Origin of the sequence: Sinomonas terricola (assembly GCF_034931225.1) — a bacterium.
In the GTDB taxonomy this organism is placed as follows: Bacteria; Actinomycetota; Actinomycetes; order Actinomycetales; family Micrococcaceae; genus Sinomonas; species Sinomonas terricola.
On record NZ_JAYGGQ010000007.1, the window covers coordinates 68,973 to 85,746 of the forward strand.

Annotated in this window: 16 protein-coding genes; 2 read left to right on the plus strand and 14 right to left on the minus strand. The window is 68.1% G+C overall.

Annotation, left to right across the window (positions count from 1 at the left end; genetic code table 11):
* The first annotated feature begins 93 nt into the window (after nucleotides 1-93).
* Nucleotides 94-1,167 carry a DNA polymerase IV gene (locus tag SPF06_RS10740; RefSeq protein WP_487399475.1) on the plus strand — a complete coding sequence of 358 codons (1,074 nt, stop codon included), beginning with the start codon at nucleotides 94-96 and terminating at the stop codon, nucleotides 1,165-1,167.
* A gap of 52 nt (nucleotides 1,168-1,219) precedes the next feature.
* Here SPF06_RS10740 and SPF06_RS10745 read toward each other — a convergent pair whose 3' ends face one another.
* The 6 genes from SPF06_RS10745 to SPF06_RS10770 form a co-directional block, all read right to left on the minus strand.
* The gene (locus SPF06_RS10745) at nucleotides 1,220-2,320 is read right to left on the minus strand and encodes a D-TA family PLP-dependent enzyme (protein WP_323279053.1); all 1,101 of its coding nucleotides are present in this window, start codon (nucleotides 2,318-2,320) and stop codon (nucleotides 1,220-1,222) included.
* A gap of 351 nt (nucleotides 2,321-2,671) precedes the next feature.
* Nucleotides 2,672-3,811, minus strand: a complete 1,140-nt coding sequence (locus tag SPF06_RS10750; protein WP_323279054.1) for an NAD(P)/FAD-dependent oxidoreductase — start codon at nucleotides 3,809-3,811, stop codon at nucleotides 2,672-2,674.
* Complete coding sequence (locus SPF06_RS10755) at nucleotides 3,804-4,895, minus strand: Gfo/Idh/MocA family protein (protein WP_323279055.1); 1,092 nt, start codon at nucleotides 4,893-4,895, stop codon at nucleotides 3,804-3,806. Before SPF06_RS10755 ends, SPF06_RS10750 begins: the two co-directional genes overlap by 8 nt.
* Nucleotides 4,895-5,638, minus strand: coding sequence for an amino acid ABC transporter ATP-binding protein (locus SPF06_RS10760; RefSeq protein ID WP_323279056.1), 744 nt, complete (start codon nucleotides 5,636-5,638; stop codon nucleotides 4,895-4,897). Before SPF06_RS10760 ends, SPF06_RS10755 begins: the two co-directional genes overlap by 1 nt.
* Entirely contained in the window at nucleotides 5,635-6,411 is a 777-nt protein-coding gene (locus SPF06_RS10765) for an amino acid ABC transporter permease (protein WP_323279057.1), read from the minus strand. The genes SPF06_RS10760 and SPF06_RS10765 overlap by 4 nt, the downstream gene beginning before the upstream one ends.
* A gap of 25 nt (nucleotides 6,412-6,436) precedes the next feature.
* Complete coding sequence (locus SPF06_RS10770) at nucleotides 6,437-7,267, minus strand: ABC transporter substrate-binding protein (RefSeq protein ID WP_323279058.1); 831 nt, start codon at nucleotides 7,265-7,267, stop codon at nucleotides 6,437-6,439.
* A 130-nt stretch (nucleotides 7,268-7,397) separates the two neighbouring features.
* Between SPF06_RS10770 and SPF06_RS10775 the strand changes: the two genes are divergently transcribed.
* Nucleotides 7,398-8,483 (plus strand): LacI family DNA-binding transcriptional regulator, encoded by a 1,086-nt coding sequence (locus SPF06_RS10775; RefSeq protein WP_323279059.1) that lies wholly within the window; start codon nucleotides 7,398-7,400, stop codon nucleotides 8,481-8,483.
* Here the strand turns inward: SPF06_RS10775 and SPF06_RS10780 are convergent.
* The 8 genes from SPF06_RS10780 to SPF06_RS10815 all read right to left on the minus strand — a co-directional run bounded on the left by SPF06_RS10780 (nucleotide 8,464) and on the right by SPF06_RS10815 (nucleotide 16,715).
* The gene (locus SPF06_RS10780) at nucleotides 8,464-9,432 is read right to left on the minus strand and encodes an aldose 1-epimerase family protein (protein WP_323279060.1); all 969 of its coding nucleotides are present in this window, start codon (nucleotides 9,430-9,432) and stop codon (nucleotides 8,464-8,466) included. The two genes, SPF06_RS10775 and SPF06_RS10780, sit on opposite strands and share 20 nt — an antisense overlap.
* A gap of 21 nt (nucleotides 9,433-9,453) precedes the next feature.
* Nucleotides 9,454-10,968: an L-arabinose isomerase gene (araA, locus tag SPF06_RS10785; RefSeq protein WP_323279061.1), complete on the minus strand. Its 1,515-nt coding sequence runs from the start codon at nucleotides 10,966-10,968 to the stop codon at nucleotides 9,454-9,456.
* A 20-nt stretch (nucleotides 10,969-10,988) separates the two neighbouring features.
* Complete coding sequence (locus SPF06_RS10790; RefSeq protein ID WP_323279062.1) at nucleotides 10,989-11,711, minus strand: L-ribulose-5-phosphate 4-epimerase; 723 nt, start codon at nucleotides 11,709-11,711, stop codon at nucleotides 10,989-10,991.
* Nucleotides 11,708-13,375 (minus strand): xylulokinase, encoded by a 1,668-nt coding sequence (locus SPF06_RS10795; protein WP_323279063.1) that lies wholly within the window; start codon nucleotides 13,373-13,375, stop codon nucleotides 11,708-11,710. Before SPF06_RS10795 ends, SPF06_RS10790 begins: the two co-directional genes overlap by 4 nt.
* 82 nt (nucleotides 13,376-13,457) lie before the next feature.
* Nucleotides 13,458-14,465: a LacI family DNA-binding transcriptional regulator gene (locus SPF06_RS10800; protein ID WP_323279064.1), complete on the minus strand. Its 1,008-nt coding sequence runs from the start codon at nucleotides 14,463-14,465 to the stop codon at nucleotides 13,458-13,460.
* A gap of 110 nt (nucleotides 14,466-14,575) precedes the next feature.
* Entirely contained in the window at nucleotides 14,576-15,586 is a 1,011-nt protein-coding gene (locus tag SPF06_RS10805; RefSeq protein WP_323279065.1) for an adenosine deaminase, read from the minus strand.
* Nucleotides 15,587-15,666: 80 nt separating this feature from the next.
* On the minus strand, nucleotides 15,667-15,948 hold the full coding sequence (locus SPF06_RS10810) for a glutaredoxin family protein (protein WP_323279066.1): 282 nt from the start codon (nucleotides 15,946-15,948) through the stop codon (nucleotides 15,667-15,669).
* Entirely contained in the window at nucleotides 15,945-16,715 is a 771-nt protein-coding gene (locus tag SPF06_RS10815) for an SDR family NAD(P)-dependent oxidoreductase (protein ID WP_323279154.1), read from the minus strand. Before SPF06_RS10815 ends, SPF06_RS10810 begins: the two co-directional genes overlap by 4 nt.
* Nucleotides 16,716-16,774: the final 59 nt, after the last annotated feature.

The window sequence follows — 16,774 nt, forward strand, 5'->3', positions numbered from 1 at the left end:
GAGCTCCGTCTCACCGGGCGGAGCTCGTACTCGTTCGTACTTCCTCACACGGCCGTCGACGCCGAACCCGATGAGGAGGGGCAGACTGGTGGCGTGAGCGGAATCCGGTGGGTGCTGCACGTCGATCTCGACCAGTTCATCGCGGCGGTCGAGGTGCTGCGGCGGCCTGAGCTTGCCGGCAGGCCGATCATTGTCGGCGGCCGGGGCGATCCGACGGAACGAGCTGTGGTGTCGACGGCGTCCTATGAAGCCAGGGCGTTCGGCGTGGGCTCCGGAATGCCGTTGCGCATCGCGGCCCGGAAGGTGCCCGACGCCGTCATCCTGCCCGTCGATCACGAGGCCTACCTCGCGGCGTCGGAAACCGTCATGACCACCCTGCGAGCGCAGCCCGGTGCCACCGTGCAGGTGCTGGGGTGGGACGAGGCCTTTGTGGGCGTGAAGACGGAGGACCCAGAAGCCTATGCCCGGCAGGTGCAGTCCGCTGTCCTGGAGCGGACACAGCTGCATTGCAGCGTGGGCATCGGCGACACCCTGGTCCGGGCCAAGGTCGCCACGGGCTTCGGCAAGCCGGCCGGCGTCTTCCGTCTCACCGCGGCGAACTGGCTCGACGTCATGGGCGGCCGGCCCACCAAGGATCTATGGGGCGTCGGAGCCAGGGTGTCGGCCCGGCTCGCCAAACTCGGCATCGATACCGTCGCCGAGCTCGCCGCAGCCGACCCGCAGGACCTAGTCCCCGAATTCGGCCCGAGGATGGGCCCGTGGTACGCGCAGCTCGGGCGCGGGGACGGCGCGAGCGTCGTCGACGACACCCCGTGGGTAGCCCGCGGGCACAGCCGGGAGACCACCTTCCAGCGCGACCTCACCGATCCGGCCCAAGTGGACGACGCCGTGAGGGAGCTGACCGCGCACGTTCTCGATGATGTCGCGGCCGAGGGGCGGCCCGTGATCGGGCTGACCCTCAAGGTCCGCTATGCGCCGTTCCTGACCAAGACTCACGCGAAGAAGATTCCCGAGACCTTCGACCGGGACGAAATCCTCGCGCGCGCCCTCGACCTCGCAGCCGACATCGAAGCAGGCCGTCCAATCCGCCTCCTGGGCCTGCGGGCTGAAATGACTATGCCCGACGACGCCCGAAAGGGGCATACACCCACGCGCGGCGGCTGGTGACGGCACGGGCCATCCGGTGACGGCGCAGGGCATCGACGCCGTCGAGCGGTGACTACTTGTTCTTGCCGCGGGCTGCGACACGCCAGCGGTCCACGACCTCTCCGTTGCTGAGCACGGCCACGTCGTCGACGAGGTTCATGGCAAGGCACACGTGGTTCGGGATGACCCGCACCCGCTCGCCGAGGGCCGGAAGGTCGCTCTCGTCGGGCCAGACGACAGTGGCATGGTGCTCGGAGAGGGCTGTGATGCGTGCTTCCGGATGGTCCATGAGCCGTCCGTAGCCCGTGGCCCAGGCAGGGCGGTCGCTGCCCATGGTCTTGCTGCCCGAGTCGAGAATGATCCTGCGCGGGGTGAACTGGTCTCCCTCGTGGCGGCTGACGACGGTTGCGGCGATCGTCAGGGCGATGTCCTCCATGGTGCATCTCTCGAGTTCGAGCTGCTGGGCGTCGCCGAAGACGTAGACGCCCGGCCGCACCTCGGTCGCGGACGCTGTTCCGGTGAGGAATGCCGTAGGAGTCGACCCGCCGCTCGCGCGGCTGACGTCGAAGCCCGATGCGGCCAGCAGCCTGGAGGCCTCGTCAAGGGCCTGTTGTTCCTGCTCCGCGGCTCTGATAGGCATCCCCGGCGCGTAGCTGTGACCGGGGAAGGTGAAGACTCCGGCAACGCGCAGTCCCGCGCGCTCGGCAGCCCGGGCGACCTCCAGGGCGCGGGTCGGGCTGACCCCGCTGCGGTGGTGACCGCTGTCGATCTCGATGAGTACCTCGATGTGGCCCGCGGCATCAGCGAGGCTCGCGCCAAGGGTGCTGGCTGCTTCACTGGAATCTGTGCCGACCGCGACGCGCGCCCTGCTGCTGAGGCGGCGCAGCCTGGCTGCCTGGCGCGGGCCGACCCAGAGCGGGTAGGCGATGAAGATGTCCTCGGCCCCGTGCTCGACGAAGACTTCGGCCTCGCCAATGGTTGCCACGGTCAGCCCGACAGCTCCCGCGGCCAGCTGGAGCGCCGCGATCTCGGGGACCTTGTGGGTCTTCACATGTGGACGGAGCTGCAGTCCCTTGGACCGGACGGCGGCGGCCATCCGCTCGACGTTCCGCTCGAGCACGTTCCGGTCGATCATGATCTCCGGGGTGTCGATGCCTTCTGGGACCGCAGTCATCGGCTTCCTCTCCTGTGGGCGCGTCGGGTTCGTGAACGCCATCATGCCCGTGGGCCACTCCGACCGCCAAAACCCGCGGAAGCACGCCCGCCTCGCCGTCAACTCGTTCGGTGGCCCCATCACCCAGCAGCTCGCAGGCCGCGGCCTCTCATCCGCCTCGGTCGCTATCGATAGTGCGCTTCCGGTGTGCTGCCCCTCCCCCTCTCGGCGTTGACGAGCGCGTTCCCCGTCCTCAGGAATCCGGCGAACCGCAAGGCTGCCGCGCCACCACGGTCTACCCGGAAGGCAGGGCGGGCTGGAGAACTCTGGCCCGCCCTGCCTTCATGAGCCCGCACCGCCGTTGAGAGCAGGTCAGGCCTCGAAGCGCTCCGGCCGGAACGTGGCCAGCATGGGATGCCGGCTCCCGGTGAGGACCTCGTCGGCGAGGAGCTCGCCGGCGATGAGGGCGAGCGTCGCGCCCGAGTGGGTGAACGCCACGAAGCACCCCGGGACCTTCGCCAGCTCCCCGAACACCGGCTCGCCGTCGCCCGGGATGGGCTTGAGCCCGAGTTTCCAGGACCCGGCCTTCAGCTCGGGCGTCCCGTCGATGAGACGGCCAGCCTTCTTGAGGAGTTCGTCGACGACGGGCTCGGGGATCGAGTACTCCCCCAACGCGTCCCGCACGATGTGCTCCTCGTACCAGTCGTGGTCGATGGCGATTGTGCCGCCGGGGTTGGGGCGAATCGCCGCGTGGGGCGTGTTGAGGACGGCCTTCACGGTGTGGTCGAGCGGCTCGGTCACCACGAGCATCGAGACCGGTGAGCCGTTGTCAATCTGTACTCCGAGCGGCGCCACGACGTCGGGCGTATGCGCACCACAGGCGACGACGACGGCGTCCGCACCGAGGGTGCCGACCGCGGGGGCCATCACTCCAACGGCGCGGCCATCCTCCACGACGACCTCGGCCCGGCCGGCGTTCGCCTCGAGGACGCCGCCGCGCCGCATGAACTCGGCCACGAGGTGCGCGATGAGATGCGGGAGGCTCACCCACCCCTCGCCCGGGTTGTAGATGGACGTCTCGGCGAGGGCGTCGGCGTTGAGGCCAGTTGTGAAGTCGGCAATGGACTCTGGCCCGACGAGGTGTGAGTCATAGGCGTGGGAAAGCTCGTACTCGTGCCGTCCCATGGTCGACGTGCCGTCGTCGCCCTTGTCCCAGTAGACCCCGCCGCCGAACTGAAGCCACTCGCGCGACGGGTCCTCGGCGAACAGCGTCCGGTAGCGGTCGATGCCCGCCATGCGCAGCGCGTGGTACTCGCGGCTGCGTGTCCCCGCCGAATTGAGCCAGGACAGCGAGCGGCCCGAGGCCCCCGAGGCCAGCTCGCCTTCCGTGACAAGGGTGACGTCCGCACCGGAGCGGAGGAGATGGACGGCGATGGAGACGCCGAGGACGCCGCCGCCGATGACGACGATGCGCCGCTGATCTGCACTATCGGACTTCTGGCTTTCAGACATTCGCGGGTTCTTTCTGTGATGACCGAAGGGGGGTGGTCGCGTGGAGGACGCGGATGATCCGCAGGGTTTCGAGGGCCTCGGCCGGTTCAACGGGAAGCGGCCCGTTGCGGTGCACGGCGTCGGCGAGCAGGCGGTAGAACGCGGGGTAATCGCCGGGCAGGAGGCCGACGTCGATGGCCGAGCTTCCGTCGGACAACCGTGCTGGCTCCCGCGACGGGACAGCCCCATAGCCGGGCTTGCGGGGATCGGCGCCAGTGGCAAGGGCAGCCTCCTGGCCGTCCAGCCCCCAGGACGTGAATCCGGCGCGACTCCCGAGGACGTGGAACCGCGGGCCACGAGCCGGCGCGAGGCCGTTCATCCAGAGTCGGCTCACGACGCCCGAAGCATGGCGCAGTTCCGCGAAGCTGTCCTCGTCTCCCCCTAGGCCGTCGCTGTGCCGCCGAAGGTCGGCCCGTGCGTCCTCGACCTGACCGAAGAGCTGAGTCGCTTGGTCGATGAGATGACTGCCGAGATCCGTGAGGAGGCCCCCGCCGTCGTCGGCCGCGGCAGCGTCGCGCCAGTTGCCGAAGCCTTCGGGGCGCCACCACTCGAAGCGGGACTCGAAGGTGCGCACCTCGCCGAGCCTTCCCGCGCGCACGAGGTCTGCGACGGTCAGGAAGTCCCCATCCCAGCGCCGGTTCTGGAAGACCGTGAGGACGACGCCGGCCGCGGCCGCGGCGTCGGTCATCGCCTGGGCATCCTCGAGCGACGGCGCGAAGGGCTTGTCGACGACGATGTGAAGTCCGCGCTCGACGGCGGCGATCGCCTGCTCGCGGTGGAGCGCGGGCGGAGTGCCGAGCACCATGAGGTCGAGCTCGAGGGTACCGTCGTCGACCAACTCAAGAAGAGCGGCGTAGTCCTTCACGATGAAGGCCCGGGGGAACCTCTTGCGGGCCGCCGCCACGCGCTCAGGGTTCCCAGTCACCACCGCCTCGACGGAGTACGACCGGTTGGCCCCGAGGAGGGGGCCATGGAAGACGCCACCCGAAACGCCGAATCCGACGATGGCTGTTCTGATTCGGGTCGCTGACTTGATCCGGGGCATCACAGGACCTCCGAGAGGAAGCGCTGCAAGCGCGCCGACTGGGGCCGGTCGAAGATGTCGTCGGGCGTTCCGGTCTCCACGACCTGCCCCTCGTCCATGAACACGACCTGGTTCGCGGCCCGCCGGGCAAAGCCCATCTCATGGGTGACGACGACCATCGTCATCCCTCGGCCACTCAGACTGGCCATGAGGTTGAGCACGCCGTTCACGAGCTCGGGGTCGAGCGCGGACGTGGCCTCGTCGAACAACATGACCTGGGGCTCCATGGCGAGCGCCCGGGCGATAGCCACGCGCTGCTGCTGGCCGCCGGACAGGTCGCGCGGCTTGTGGTCCGCCCGTTCGCGCAGCCCGACCTCGTCGAGGCGTTCCCGGGCAACCCGCAAGGCCTCCTTCTTGGAAAGGCCCTTGACCTTCCACGGAGAGAGCGCCACATTCTCGAGCGCGGTGTGATCCGGGAAGAGGTTGAAGTGCTGGAACACCATGCCGACCTTCCGGCGCAGCTGATCGGGGTGCTGCCCCAGAGTCGAGGCGCCGTCCAGGAGCACGTCCCCGGATTTCGGCTCGTGGAGGCGGTTGATTCCCCGGAGCAGGGTCGACTTGCCCGAGCCTGACGGGCCGATCACGCACGTCGTGGTCCCGGGTTCGACGCGGAGGCTGATCTTCCGAACCACGTCGATGTCACCATAGGCGAGGGTCAGATCCTTGAGTTCGAGCCCGGCGCCCGAATATTCGTGCTTTTTCATGGTCTTGCGCTTTCTACGATCTCGAGCTCGGCGATCTCGCGGAGACCGGAGACCGGCGGCGCCGGCTTGCGACGGCCAGTCCGGAACCGCTGATCGATGTAGTTCACGAGGTGGGTCAGCGGGACGGTCACGATGAGATAGAACAAGCCGGCGAGGACGAGCGGTGAGAGGTTTCCGCTGAGCACCGCCGCGTCCTGCCCCACGCGAAAGAGCTCGCGCTCGGAGACCAGCAGGCCGAGGAAGTACACGAGGCTTGAGTCCTTCACGATCGAGATGAACTGGTTGACGAGCGCGGGGAGAACTCGCCGCACTCCTTGGGGGACGACGACTAGGCGCATCGCCCGCCCGTAGCCCATCCCCAAAGCGCGGCACGCCTCGAGCTGGCCCTTGTCGACGGCGAGGATCCCGGCTCGGAAGATCTCACCGATGTACGCACTCGAGATGAGGCTGAGGGCGATGATGCCGAGCGGGTAGGGGCTCGGCCCGAAGACCTGCTGGCTGAACCGGGCGAACCCCTGGCCGATCAACAGGATGGTGAGGATGGCCGGGAGTCCGCGGAAGAGGTCGGTGTACACACGTGCCGGCCAGCGGAGCCACCCGGAGGGCGAGATGCCCATGAGGGCGACGACCATGCCGAGGACGCAGCCGATGACCGTAGCTGCGATCGAAATGACGAGGGTGTTGACGAGGCCGACCTGCAGGAGCTGGGGCAGGACGTCGGCCATGGCCTGGACGTCGAAGAACGTTTTTCCGAGATTGTCGAGCAGATCCATGACGGTGCCTTACTTGATCTTCGACTTACTGATCCGAGGCCGGCAGGTACTGCTTCGGCATGGGCGAGCCCGGGAACCACTTCTGGTACAGGCGCTTCCAGGTGCCGTCGTCCATGGCCGCCTTGAGGGCCTTGTTGAGCGCATCCTTGAGCGCGGGCTTGTTCTTTGCGATCGCGAACCCGGCGGGCGCGTCAAACGACGGGATGTCGGCAGCGTCCACGAGCCCGAACTTGGAGACGTAGTCCTTGGCGGCCTCGTAGTCGAGGAAGTGGGCGTCCACCGTGCCGGAGTTGAGGGCGGAGACGGCCGCGTTGTTGTCCGGGAAGCGGACCAGGTTCGAGTTGGGGAAGTTCTTCATGGCGTACGTTTCCTGGAGCGTGCCCTGCACGACGCCGAGGCGCTTGCCCTTGAGGCTGTCCGCGCTCGTGACCCCTGACGTCTTCGTCGTGAGGACCGTGAGGTAGCCGGCGAGGTAGCCGTCAGAGAAGTCGACCGTCTGCTTGCGCTTGTCGGTGATGCCGATGGCGGCGACTCCGACGTCGAACTGGCCGTTGGCGACGGCGGGAAGGATCGCCGAGAAGTCTTGGCCGGTGAAGACGACGTTGTCGATGCCGGCTCGGTGGGCGACGTCGGTGAAGAGCTCGACGTCGAAGCCCGTGAACTTCCCGGACGAGTCAGTGAACGTGTAGGGCTTGGAGTCGCCGACGCTCGCGACGCGGAACTGCCCGGGCGTGATGAGGCCATACGGGTTGTTGGCCGACGACGTCGAGGAGGCACTGCTCGAGCCGCCGCATGCGGACAACGAGAGGGCGAGGGCGGCTGCGGCTGCGAGAGCGGCTGCTTTGATGCTTTTCATGGTCGATCCGTTCTTCGGGTGAGACCGGTCTCAGCGCCTTAGGTTGAGACCGGTCTCAATTTGGGGGATGATGTGACTGTACTTACGTCACGGTGTGGCGTCAATCTCTTTTATCGGATCGGATGGGGATGTGACGAAGCGCGAGCAGTCAGCGAAAGAGGCCACCGTCGCCGATGTGGCGCGCGCCGCCGGGGTGTCGAAGGCACAGGCGGCACGGGCCCTGGGCGGCTATGGCGCGGTGAGCGAGCAGGTGCTCTCCCTCGTGATCGCTGCGGCCGAGGGGCTCGGCTATCGGCCGAACCAGCTCGCCAAGAGCATGACGACCGGCCGCTCCAACTCGATCGGTGTCGTCGTCGGCGATATCGAGAACGCCCACTTCGGGCTCGCGCTGCGCGGCATCTCTGACGAAGTCCGAGACGCCGGCTACACCGTCGTCCTCGTAAACACCGACGAAGACCTGGCCAACGAGGTGGCGGCCGTCCAGGAGTTGCTCCAGCAGCGGGTGGCCGGCCTCATCGTGGCCCCGTGCTCGAGCACGGACACCTCCCACCTCGAATCGGCGCAGGCCCACGGGCGCGCCGTCGTCCTCTTCGACCGCGGCGTTCGCGGCCTGGCCCTCGATACCGTGCGAGTCGACTTCGCCGACGCGGCCCTTGAGGTCGGGCGCCTCCTCCTCGACACGGGCCACCGTCGCATCGGCTATGTGTCGAGCCAGCGCGTGAAGGCCGCGTACCAGCGCGGGATGGACCTCGGCCTATCCCCGGTCGCGGACCGTGTGGACGGCATCGAAAGGGCGTTCACGGAGGCCGGCTCGGAGTGGGACCCTGCCCTCGTGAAGCTCAACGCGACCTCTGACGACGCCCTCGCCGCCGCGTGCGCCGAGTTGCTCGATCAGGCGGAGCCCGCGACCGCCGTCGTCTGCTCGGACAGCCTCATCGCGCTCAGGGTGCTCGGACAGATCAAGCGCCGAGGCTTGCGAATCCCGGAGGACATCTCTGTCGTGGCGTACGACGACTTCGCCTGGACCGAGCTCATTGAGCCTCCCCTGACTGTTGTGGCCCAGCCGGTCTACGACATGGGGCGCGAGGCTGCCAGGGCGCTGCTCCGCAGGCTCGGACATCGAGTTCCCGCGGAGCAGCTCCCGCTCCGGGCACACCTCATCGAGCGGGCATCGGTAAGCGCCCCAACCGTCTCGTCTACGCTTCCAGGGCGTTGATGCCCCATCGAGCGGTGTGCTGTTCTCCTGGCGCCAAGACGATGAGATCGGTCCCGCTGTTGAAGGCGTCGGGCGGGCAGGTCATGGGCTCCACGGCCAAGCCGATCCGGCTGGGGGCGGGGGCCGCCTTGTCGGCAGTGTGGATCTGCAGCCAGCGGCACGCAGCCTCCCACGTCATCACCACCCCCGTGCCGTGTGCCGGGTCTCTGACCGTGACGCGGGCAGTGCCGTCCGCGTCGAAGCCGAGCCCCGTGAACGCGTGGTCGATTTCGACTGGGCCAATCGGCCGGGCGGAGCGGAAGTCGAAGGCGTCGCCTCCGACATGCCGCTCCTGGATGGGCAGGAGCCTATCCGGAGTGACCTCCAGGAACCGGTTCGCGGGGACCTCGAGCTCCCAGTCGTCCAGTGGCGCCTTCCCCGCGACGAGGTATGGGTGCGGGCAGACTCCGTAGGGGGCTGCACGGTTCCCCGTATTCCGCGCGCGCACCTCCCATTGCAGGCCGCAGTCGGCATCGAGGATGTATGAAGCCTCGATGTGGAGGGCGAATGGGTACCCTGCGTCTGGTTCGAGTTCGAGCGAGAGGGTCACAGAGTTCCTCCCAGCGGCGGAGACCGACCATTGGCGGTCGAACACCAATCCGTGCAAAGCGCAGCCGCGTTCCGGTTCGTTGACTCCGAGACGGTGTTCCTCGCCGTCGAACCTGTAGAGCCCGTCGGCGATGCGGTTCGGCCATGGCGCGGCAATCACTCCTCGGTAGTCCGGGATCGGCTGCCCTGCCGGGGAGGGGACAACAAGGTCGCGGCCCTCGTGGGTCAGGCTCCTCAGTGCGGCTCCGTGTGTCGTGATGACCGCAGCGTAGCCTCCGGCCGATATCTCGTGCAGTCCTGCGGCCGAGACGCGGGCCAAAGCTGCCGCATCGGACGCGAGGGAGGTGGCGCTTGCATCCATAGCTGTAGTTTGCACCCTCTCTCACAGGCCCCGCGCGAGGCGGTGGTAGGCGGCGTTCCATTCGAGCTCGCGGGTGAAGCCGCGCACGGTCGTGTCCTGGTCGATGACGAGGAGCTCGGTTCCGGCCATGCGGGCATAGTCCTCGAAGGCCTCGATGCCGAGGGCGGTGCTCATGACGGTGTGGTGGGCGGCGCCGGCTTCGAGCCACGCGGTGGCGGAGGTGTGGAAGTCGGGGGCGGGCTTCCACACCGCGCGCCCGACGGGGAGTTTGGGCAGCGGCGCGGAGGGCTCGACGACGTCGACGGCGTTCGCGACGAGGCGGAACCGATCGCGCAGATCGGAGAGGGCGACGACGACGGCGGGGCCTGGGTCGGCGGTGAAGACGAGCCGGACGGGGTCGTCCTTGCCGCCGATGCCGAGCGGGTGGACCTCGAGGGTGGGCTGGGCGCTCGTGAGTGACGGGGACACCTCGAGCATGTGGGCTCCGAGGATCCGCTCGTCCCCGGGAGTGAGGTCGTAGGTGTAGTCCTCCATGAGGGACGCCCCGCCGGGGAGCCCGGCGCCCATGACGTTGGCCGCGCGGACGAGGATCGCGGTCTTCCAGTCGCCCTCGGCGCCGAAGCCGTAGCCCTCTCCCATGAGCCGCTGAACCGCGAGGCCGGGCAGCTGCCTGAGCGAGCCGAGGTCCTCGAAGCTCGTCGTGAACGCCCCAAACCCGCCTTCGTCGAGGAACGAGCGCAGGCCGAGCTCGATCGCGGCCCCGTCCCGGAGCGACTGGTGCCGGTCGGCGCCCTTGCGGAGCTCGGGCGCGACGTCGTAGAGGTCCTCGTATTCGGCGGTGAGCGCGTCGACGTCGGCCGGGTCGGCGCCGTCGACCGCTGCGGCGAGCTCGTTGACGCTCCAGGTGTTGACCTGGACCCCGAACCGCAGCTCGGCCTCGGTCTTGTCGCCCTCGGTGACGGCGACGTAGCGCATGTTGTCCCCGAAGCGGGCGAGCTTGAGGGAGCGGGTGGCGGCCCATCCCGCGGCGGCGCGGGCCCACGTGCCGATGCGCTCGGCGACCCGGGGGTCGGAGACATGCCCGACGACGGTCTTCCGCGGCACGCCGAGGCGGGACTGGATGTACCCGAACTCGCGGTCGCCGTGCGCGGCCTGGTTCAGGTTCATGAAGTCGAAGTCGATCTCTCCCCACGGGAGCTCCACGTTGGCCTGGGTGTGGAAGTGCAGGAGCGGCTTCTGCAAGGAGGACAGGCCGCCGATCCACATCTTCGCCGGGGAAAAGGTGTGCATCCACGCGATGAGGCCGATCACGCGGTCGTCGGCGTTGGCCTCGAGCGCGGTCCGGCGGATCGCGTCGGGGTCGGTGAGCACGGGCTTCCACACGAGCCGCACGGGCATGTCGGGGTGCGCGCCGAGGGTCTTCGCCACGAGCTGCGACTGGTCCGCGACCTGGGCGAGGATCTCGGGGCCGTACAGGTGCTGGCTTCCGGTGAGGAACCAGACCTCGTAGGCGTCGAGAGAGACTTCTCGAGTCATGGGTGATCTCCTGGTGGCCGTCAGCGGCCGTAGACGTTCTGGTAGCGGTGGTGGAGGGAGGCGATGTGCTCGGGCGCGATCGGGAGCGGCTCGCCGAGCTGCCGGGCGATGTGCACGGTGCGGGCGACCTCCTCGCACATCGCGGCGGCCTTGACGGCGTCCCGGGCGGTCGGGCCGACCGTGAACGGGCCGTGGCTCTGCATGAGCACAGCGGGAGACGCCGAGTTGCGCAGCGTCTCGACGATCCCGCGCCCGATCGAGTCGTCGCCGATGAGCGCGAACGGCCCGATGGGGATGTCCCCGCCGAACTCGTCGCCCATCATGGTCAGCACGCACGGGATCGGCTCGCCGCGCGCGGCCCACGCGGTCGCGTACGTCGAATGGGTGTGCACGACTCCCCCGACCTCGGGCATGTGACGGTACACGTAGGCGTGCGCTGCAGTGTCCGACGACGGCGAGAGGCCCGGGTTGCCCCACTCGCCGCCGGATTCCCCGGGCAGAGAATCCCCCGGGAGCGAATCCGTGGGAACGCCATGAAGGTCCGTCACGACCATGAGCTCGGGGGCGAGGTCCTGATACGAGACGCCGGAGGGCTTGATGACCATGAGATCGTGACCGGGGACGCGCGCCGAGACGTTACCGGCCGTCCACACCACGAGCCCATACCGGGTCAGCTCCGCGTGCAGGGCGCAGACCTCCTCGCGCAGCCGCGTGATCTCGGCCTCGAGTGGGCTGCCGGTCATGGCGTGGCTCCCTTCATTGGGGTGGCGTGTTTCAGTGCGACGGCGTGTTTCAGTGCGACGGCGTCGGCGGCGGCCCGCTCGACCGTCAGCCCCGCGCGATAGTGCTCGAGGTACGACGCGAAGCCCGCGACGTCGTCGTCGTTCGGTTCCGCGGTCTCGACGGCGAAGGCGCCGAACACCCGCTGGGACAGGTAGGCGCCGAGGCCCGCGCTCCCGGCGCCTGCCTCCGCCGCGCGGACGTAGGCGGCGAGGACCGCGATCCCCCACGCCCCGCCCTCCGAGGCGGTCTCGGCGACGGACACGGGCGCGTCCAGCGCGCCGGCGAGGAACCGCTGAGCGACCCCGGCGGTGCGGAACAAGCCCCCGTGCGCGTACATCCGGTCAAGGCCGACCCCCTCGTCCGCGAGCACCCGCATCCCGAGGGCGAGGGTGCCGAAGACGCCGTAAAGCTGTGCCCGGACGAAGTTGGCGAGGGTCAGTCGGCTGTCGGGCGTCCTCACCACGAGAGGCCGCCCGCGCTCGAGGCCCGTGATCGGCTCGCCGGCCAGGTAGTTGTAGGCAAGGAGCCCGCCGGCATCAGGCTCGCCTGCGAGCGCCTCGGAGAACAGCGCCGTGTAGACCGCGTCGGCGTCGAGGGGTGAGCCGGTGATGGCCGCGAAGCGGTGGAAGAGCCCGGCCCAGGCCGCGAGCTCGCTCGCGCCGTTGTTGCAGTGGACCATGGCCACCGGATCCCCCGCCGGGGTCGCGACGAGGTCCAGCTCATGGTGGACGCCGGCGAGCGGGCGCTCGAGCACGACCATCGCGAAGATGCTCGTGCCGGCGGAGACGTTTCCGGTGCGGGGCGCGACCGAGTTGGTCGCGACCATGCCGGTGCCCGCGTCCCCCTCGGGCGGGCACAGGGGGACGCCCGGCCTCAGAGCCCCCGTCGGGTCCAGGAGCAGCGCGCCCTCGGGGGTGAGCTCGCCAGCCGGCTGGCCCGCGACGAGCACCTCGGGCAGCAGCTCGGCGAGCTTGGGCACCCGTCCCCCGGCCAGCTCGTCGTAGCGGGCGGCCATCCCGGAGTCGTAGGACTTCGTTCCCGGGTCGATCGGGAACATGCCCGAGGCGTCCCCCACCCCGAGGACCTTCCGGCCCGTGAGGCGCCAGTGGACGTAGCCGGCCAGCGTCGTGCAGAAACGGACCTGGGCCACGTGGGGCTCGGCGTCGACCATCGCCTGGTACAGGTGCGCGATCGACCAGCGCAGCGGGATGTTCACCCCGAAGAGCCCGGTGAGCTCCGCCGCCGCCGGACCGGTCGTCGTGTTGCGCCACGTGCGGAACGGGACGAGCAGCTCGTCCTCGGCGTCGAACGCGAGATAGCCGTGCATCATGGCCGAAACCCCGATCGCGCCGAGGGCCTCCGGGCGCGCCCCGTGGCGGCGCTCGGCGTCCCGGATCAGGTCCGCGTAGGCGGCCTGCAGGCCGGACCAGACAGACCCCAGCGGGTAGGTCCACATCCCGTCGGCGAACTCGTTCTCCCACTCGTGGCTGCCGACCGCCAGCACGAGCGAGGGATCGTCGACATCGACGAGGCACGCCTTAATGCGCGTCGACCCCAACTCGATCCCCAGCGCGGTGCGGGCCTCCAGAATCGCGCTGCGAGCGGGCGCCGGCTCTGGCGTCATGTCGATGTTCCTCACGTAGCTCTGATGTGACCGGTCACATTGTTGCTCAACAGTATGCCTTGACCACCACAGGTGGCAAGGGTCAGGCAGACTCGCGCACGATGAGCGCCGGCGCGACCGGCTCGGCGAACGCAAGCTCGCGGCCCTCGACCATGGCCACGAGGCGGGCGACGGCGCGGCGGCCGAGCTCGGCGAAGTCCTGCCGCACGGTCGTCAGCGGCGGCGTGAAGAAGGCGGCCTCCGGGATGTCGTCGAAGCCGACGACGGCGAGGTCCCCCGGAACGCGACGACCCGCGCGTCGTCCGGCGTGCAGCACTCCCAGCGCCATCTGGTCATTCGAGGAAAAGACTGCCGTGATGGTCCGGTCTGCGAGGAACTCGGCAGCGATCCCGGCACCCGAGGCCGCCGTCCAGTCGCCCTCGCGCGAGACGATGGCCTCGGCTCCGGCGGCCTCGCACTCGAGGAGGAACCCATCACGCCGCGCCCGCGCCTCGGCCCAGTCCAGCGGCCCGCACACGTGCAGGATCCTTCGGTGGCCTTTGTCGAGAAGGTGCCGGACGGCAAGCCATGCTCCCTCGGCCTGGTCCACGAACAGGCCGGCCTCGTCCCCCGTGCCCGCGCCGTGCAGCTCGACGGTCGGCACCTCGAAGCGCACCGACGCCATCGCCTCCTGAACCCGCCGCTGGGGCGCGATGACCACGATCCCGTCGACGGACTGGTCCATCAGATGGCCCAGCGCGCGGAGGATCTCCTCCGGCACCGGGGCGGCGGCATGGGCCACCGTGACGAAATAGCCCACCTCTCGGGCGGCATTCTCCACCGCATCCATGCTAGACGCCGGCCCATACAGCGACGACGCCGAGGAGGCAAGCACCCCGAGCGTGCGCGAGCGCGCCGTCGTGAGCATCCTCGCCGCGCGGTTCGGGCGGAACTCAAGTTCCGCCATCGCCGCCAAGACCCGCTCGCGGGTCTCCGGCCGGATGCTTGGCGAGTCGTTCAGCACCCGCGAGACCGTCTGCCGCGAGACCCCGGCGACCGCCGCGACCTCCCGAACCCCGGGAGCACGCGGAGAGGACGCCGATTCAGCCATGGCCACCACTCTAATTCCCCCTGCCGACCGAGAAGGCCGACCAGTGGGGCCCGACCGGAAACGTCACGCAGCGGTGGCGGCTCGTCCTCCAATAGTCCAAGGGGTAGCGCTCAGCCCAGGTAGACCTCTTCCCAACGATCTAGCATGTCTTGAAGCTCGGTCTTCCTTGCTTCACTCGCGAAGGAGGCCGCAATCGAATTCCTGGCCATTGTCGCGAGTTCCCGCAGCGTGTAGTCGACGCCCGCAAGAGCGGAGTAGTTGTCGACGACATACCCGCCGAAATACGCAGGGTCATCGGAATTGATCGTGACGATGACGCCGGCATCGAACAATTGGCGTAAAGGATGCGCGCCTAAGTGCTCCACCGCTCGCAGTCGGACGTTGGACAATGGACAGACCGTGAGCGGGATGCGATCACGCACAAGCATGTCCATGACGGCTTGGGATTCGACGGCCCTGATGCCATGGTCGATACGCTCGACGTTGAGGCGCTCGCACGACTCGACGATGTACTCGGCTGGGCCCTCCTCTCCAGCATGGGCGACCCGGTGCAGGCCGAGCTCGCCCGCCCGCGCAAAGACGGCTTCAAACAGCGACGGCGGATAGCCGACTTCCGCGGAGTCCAGTCCGACACCCAGCAGGTCGCCGGTCCGGTGTGCGACGGACTCGAGAGTCGCGGCAGCCGAGGCGACCGGGAGATCGCGAACGAAACACAGGATGAGTCCGCCGGTAATCCCAAACCGGGTAAGGCCGGCTTCGAGTGCCGACAGCAGTCCATCCATGACGACGTCAACGGGAACGCCGTTTGCCGCATGCACTTGAGGATCGAAGAACATCTCGACATGGCGTATCCCGTCCCTGTGGGCTCGTTCAAGGTAGTTGAGCGCCAGATCGCGGAAGTCGGCCTCGGTCCGCAGGACTGTCATGCACGCGTAGTACAGATCAAGGAACGATTGGAGGTCAGCAAACTCGTACCGCTCGCGAAGCTCGTCAACATCGGCGAAGGGCAGTTCCAACCCGTTGCGAGCGGCAAGGCTGAACGCGAGTTCCGGCTCCAGGCTTCCCTCAATGTGAAGGTGCAGCTCGGCTTTTGGAAGTGCCCGCAGGGCATCAAGAGTCATGTCTGACCCTCTCACCTCTTTCTAGTCGATCGGTTATGGGCCCCAGCCAGAAGAACGAGCAAGAAAGCAGCTTTCGGGATCTACAGCCGATGTACCGACAGGCCTCTTCTGGCGAGTTCTTCGAGCAACTCCCGGTCCGAGGGTTCGACCTGGACTATACCGCCACCGGGGAAGACGATGACCGGGGTGGAGGTGCGACCGCTGATGGCTTGGGCCTGAGCGGCGGCGTCTGGCGAGTTCGAGAGGTCGATCCAGTCGTAGGCGACGCCAAGCCCTTCAAGGAGCGACCTCGAACGTCGGCAGTCCGCGCAGGTCTCAGTGCCATAAACAGTTATGGTGTCTGGCTTTGGTGCATGGGTCATCGTGCCATGAACCCCCCGTCGATTGGAAGATTCACTCCCGTGACCCAAGAAGACTCATCGGAGGCGAGGTAGAGCACGCCGTAGGCGACGTCCAGGGGCCGTCCCAGTCTTCTGATCGACTGGTTCGCGGTGTTCACCTTTTCGTACTCGTCCATTCCGCCCGGGAATTCGTTTGCGATTCCTTCGACCAGCGGAGTGAGCACGGTGCTCGGATGCACGGAGTTGACACGGATGTTGTGTCTTCCATAGATGGCGGCATCTTGCTTTGTCATCATCGCCACAGCGCCCTTGGCCACGTGGTAGGCGGTGAATTCGTCGTTCCCGGCGAGGCCGTAGATGGACGAGAAGTTGATGATCGATCCAGCTTGCTTGGACATCATGTAGGGCAGGGCATGCTTCGTGGAGAAGAAGACGCCTTTCACATCGACGTCGAAGAGCGCGTCCCATTCCCGTTCGGAGAGCTCGTGAGTTGGCTTGTCCGGGCCGATCACGCCGGCACAGTTGACGAGAATGTCGATCGTCCCGTACTCGGCCCCGATCTCAGCGTAGGTCTGGGCAACATCTGGCTCGCTTGAGACGTCCATCTGCCAGAATCGGACTCGGCCTCCCGACGCTTCGATGGCCGCAGTGGTCTTCTTTCCGCTTTCCACGCTGAGGTCCGTCACAGCGACCGTGGCGTCTTCGGCGGCGAAGAGCTCCGCCGTGGCACGGCCCATCCCCGAGCCCGCACCGGTGATCACGGCCACCTTCCCGCTCAGTCTTCCCATCTGGCTTCCTTTCTGTATCAGCCCCTGTTGCTGTGCGAGGTGCTCCGCCCGCCGGGCAG

Bases quoted from the DNA above. Each gene is read 5' to 3' on its own strand.
- SPF06_RS10745 (WP_323279053.1), bottom strand. From the start codon at position 2,320: ATGACTGCGGTCCCAGAAGGCATCGACACCCCGGAGATCATGATCGAC.
- SPF06_RS10750 (WP_323279054.1), bottom strand. From the start codon at position 3,811: ATGTCTGAAAGCCAGAAGTCCGATAGTGCAGATCAGCGGCGCATCGTC.
- SPF06_RS10755 (WP_323279055.1), bottom strand. From the start codon at position 4,895: ATGCCCCGGATCAAGTCAGCGACCCGAATCAGAACAGCCATCGTCGGA.
- SPF06_RS10760 (WP_323279056.1), bottom strand. From the start codon at position 5,638: ATGAAAAAGCACGAATATTCGGGCGCCGGGCTCGAACTCAAGGATCTG.
- SPF06_RS10765 (WP_323279057.1), bottom strand. From the start codon at position 6,411: ATGGATCTGCTCGACAATCTCGGAAAAACGTTCTTCGACGTCCAGGCC.
- SPF06_RS10770 (WP_323279058.1), bottom strand. From the start codon at position 7,267: ATGAAAAGCATCAAAGCAGCCGCTCTCGCAGCCGCAGCCGCCCTCGCC.
- SPF06_RS10780 (WP_323279060.1), bottom strand. From the start codon at position 9,432: ATGGATGCAAGCGCCACCTCCCTCGCGTCCGATGCGGCAGCTTTGGCC.
- araA (WP_323279061.1), bottom strand. From the start codon at position 10,968: ATGACTCGAGAAGTCTCTCTCGACGCCTACGAGGTCTGGTTCCTCACC.
- SPF06_RS10790 (WP_323279062.1), bottom strand. From the start codon at position 11,711: ATGACCGGCAGCCCACTCGAGGCCGAGATCACGCGGCTGCGCGAGGAG.
- SPF06_RS10795 (WP_323279063.1), bottom strand. From the start codon at position 13,375: ATGACGCCAGAGCCGGCGCCCGCTCGCAGCGCGATTCTGGAGGCCCGC.
- SPF06_RS10800 (WP_323279064.1), bottom strand. From the start codon at position 14,465: ATGGCTGAATCGGCGTCCTCTCCGCGTGCTCCCGGGGTTCGGGAGGTC.
- SPF06_RS10805 (WP_323279065.1), bottom strand. From the start codon at position 15,586: ATGACTCTTGATGCCCTGCGGGCACTTCCAAAAGCCGAGCTGCACCTT.
- SPF06_RS10810 (WP_323279066.1), bottom strand. From the start codon at position 15,948: ATGACCCATGCACCAAAGCCAGACACCATAACTGTTTATGGCACTGAG.
- SPF06_RS10815 (WP_323279154.1), bottom strand. From the start codon at position 16,715: ATGGGAAGACTGAGCGGGAAGGTGGCCGTGATCACCGGTGCGGGCTCG.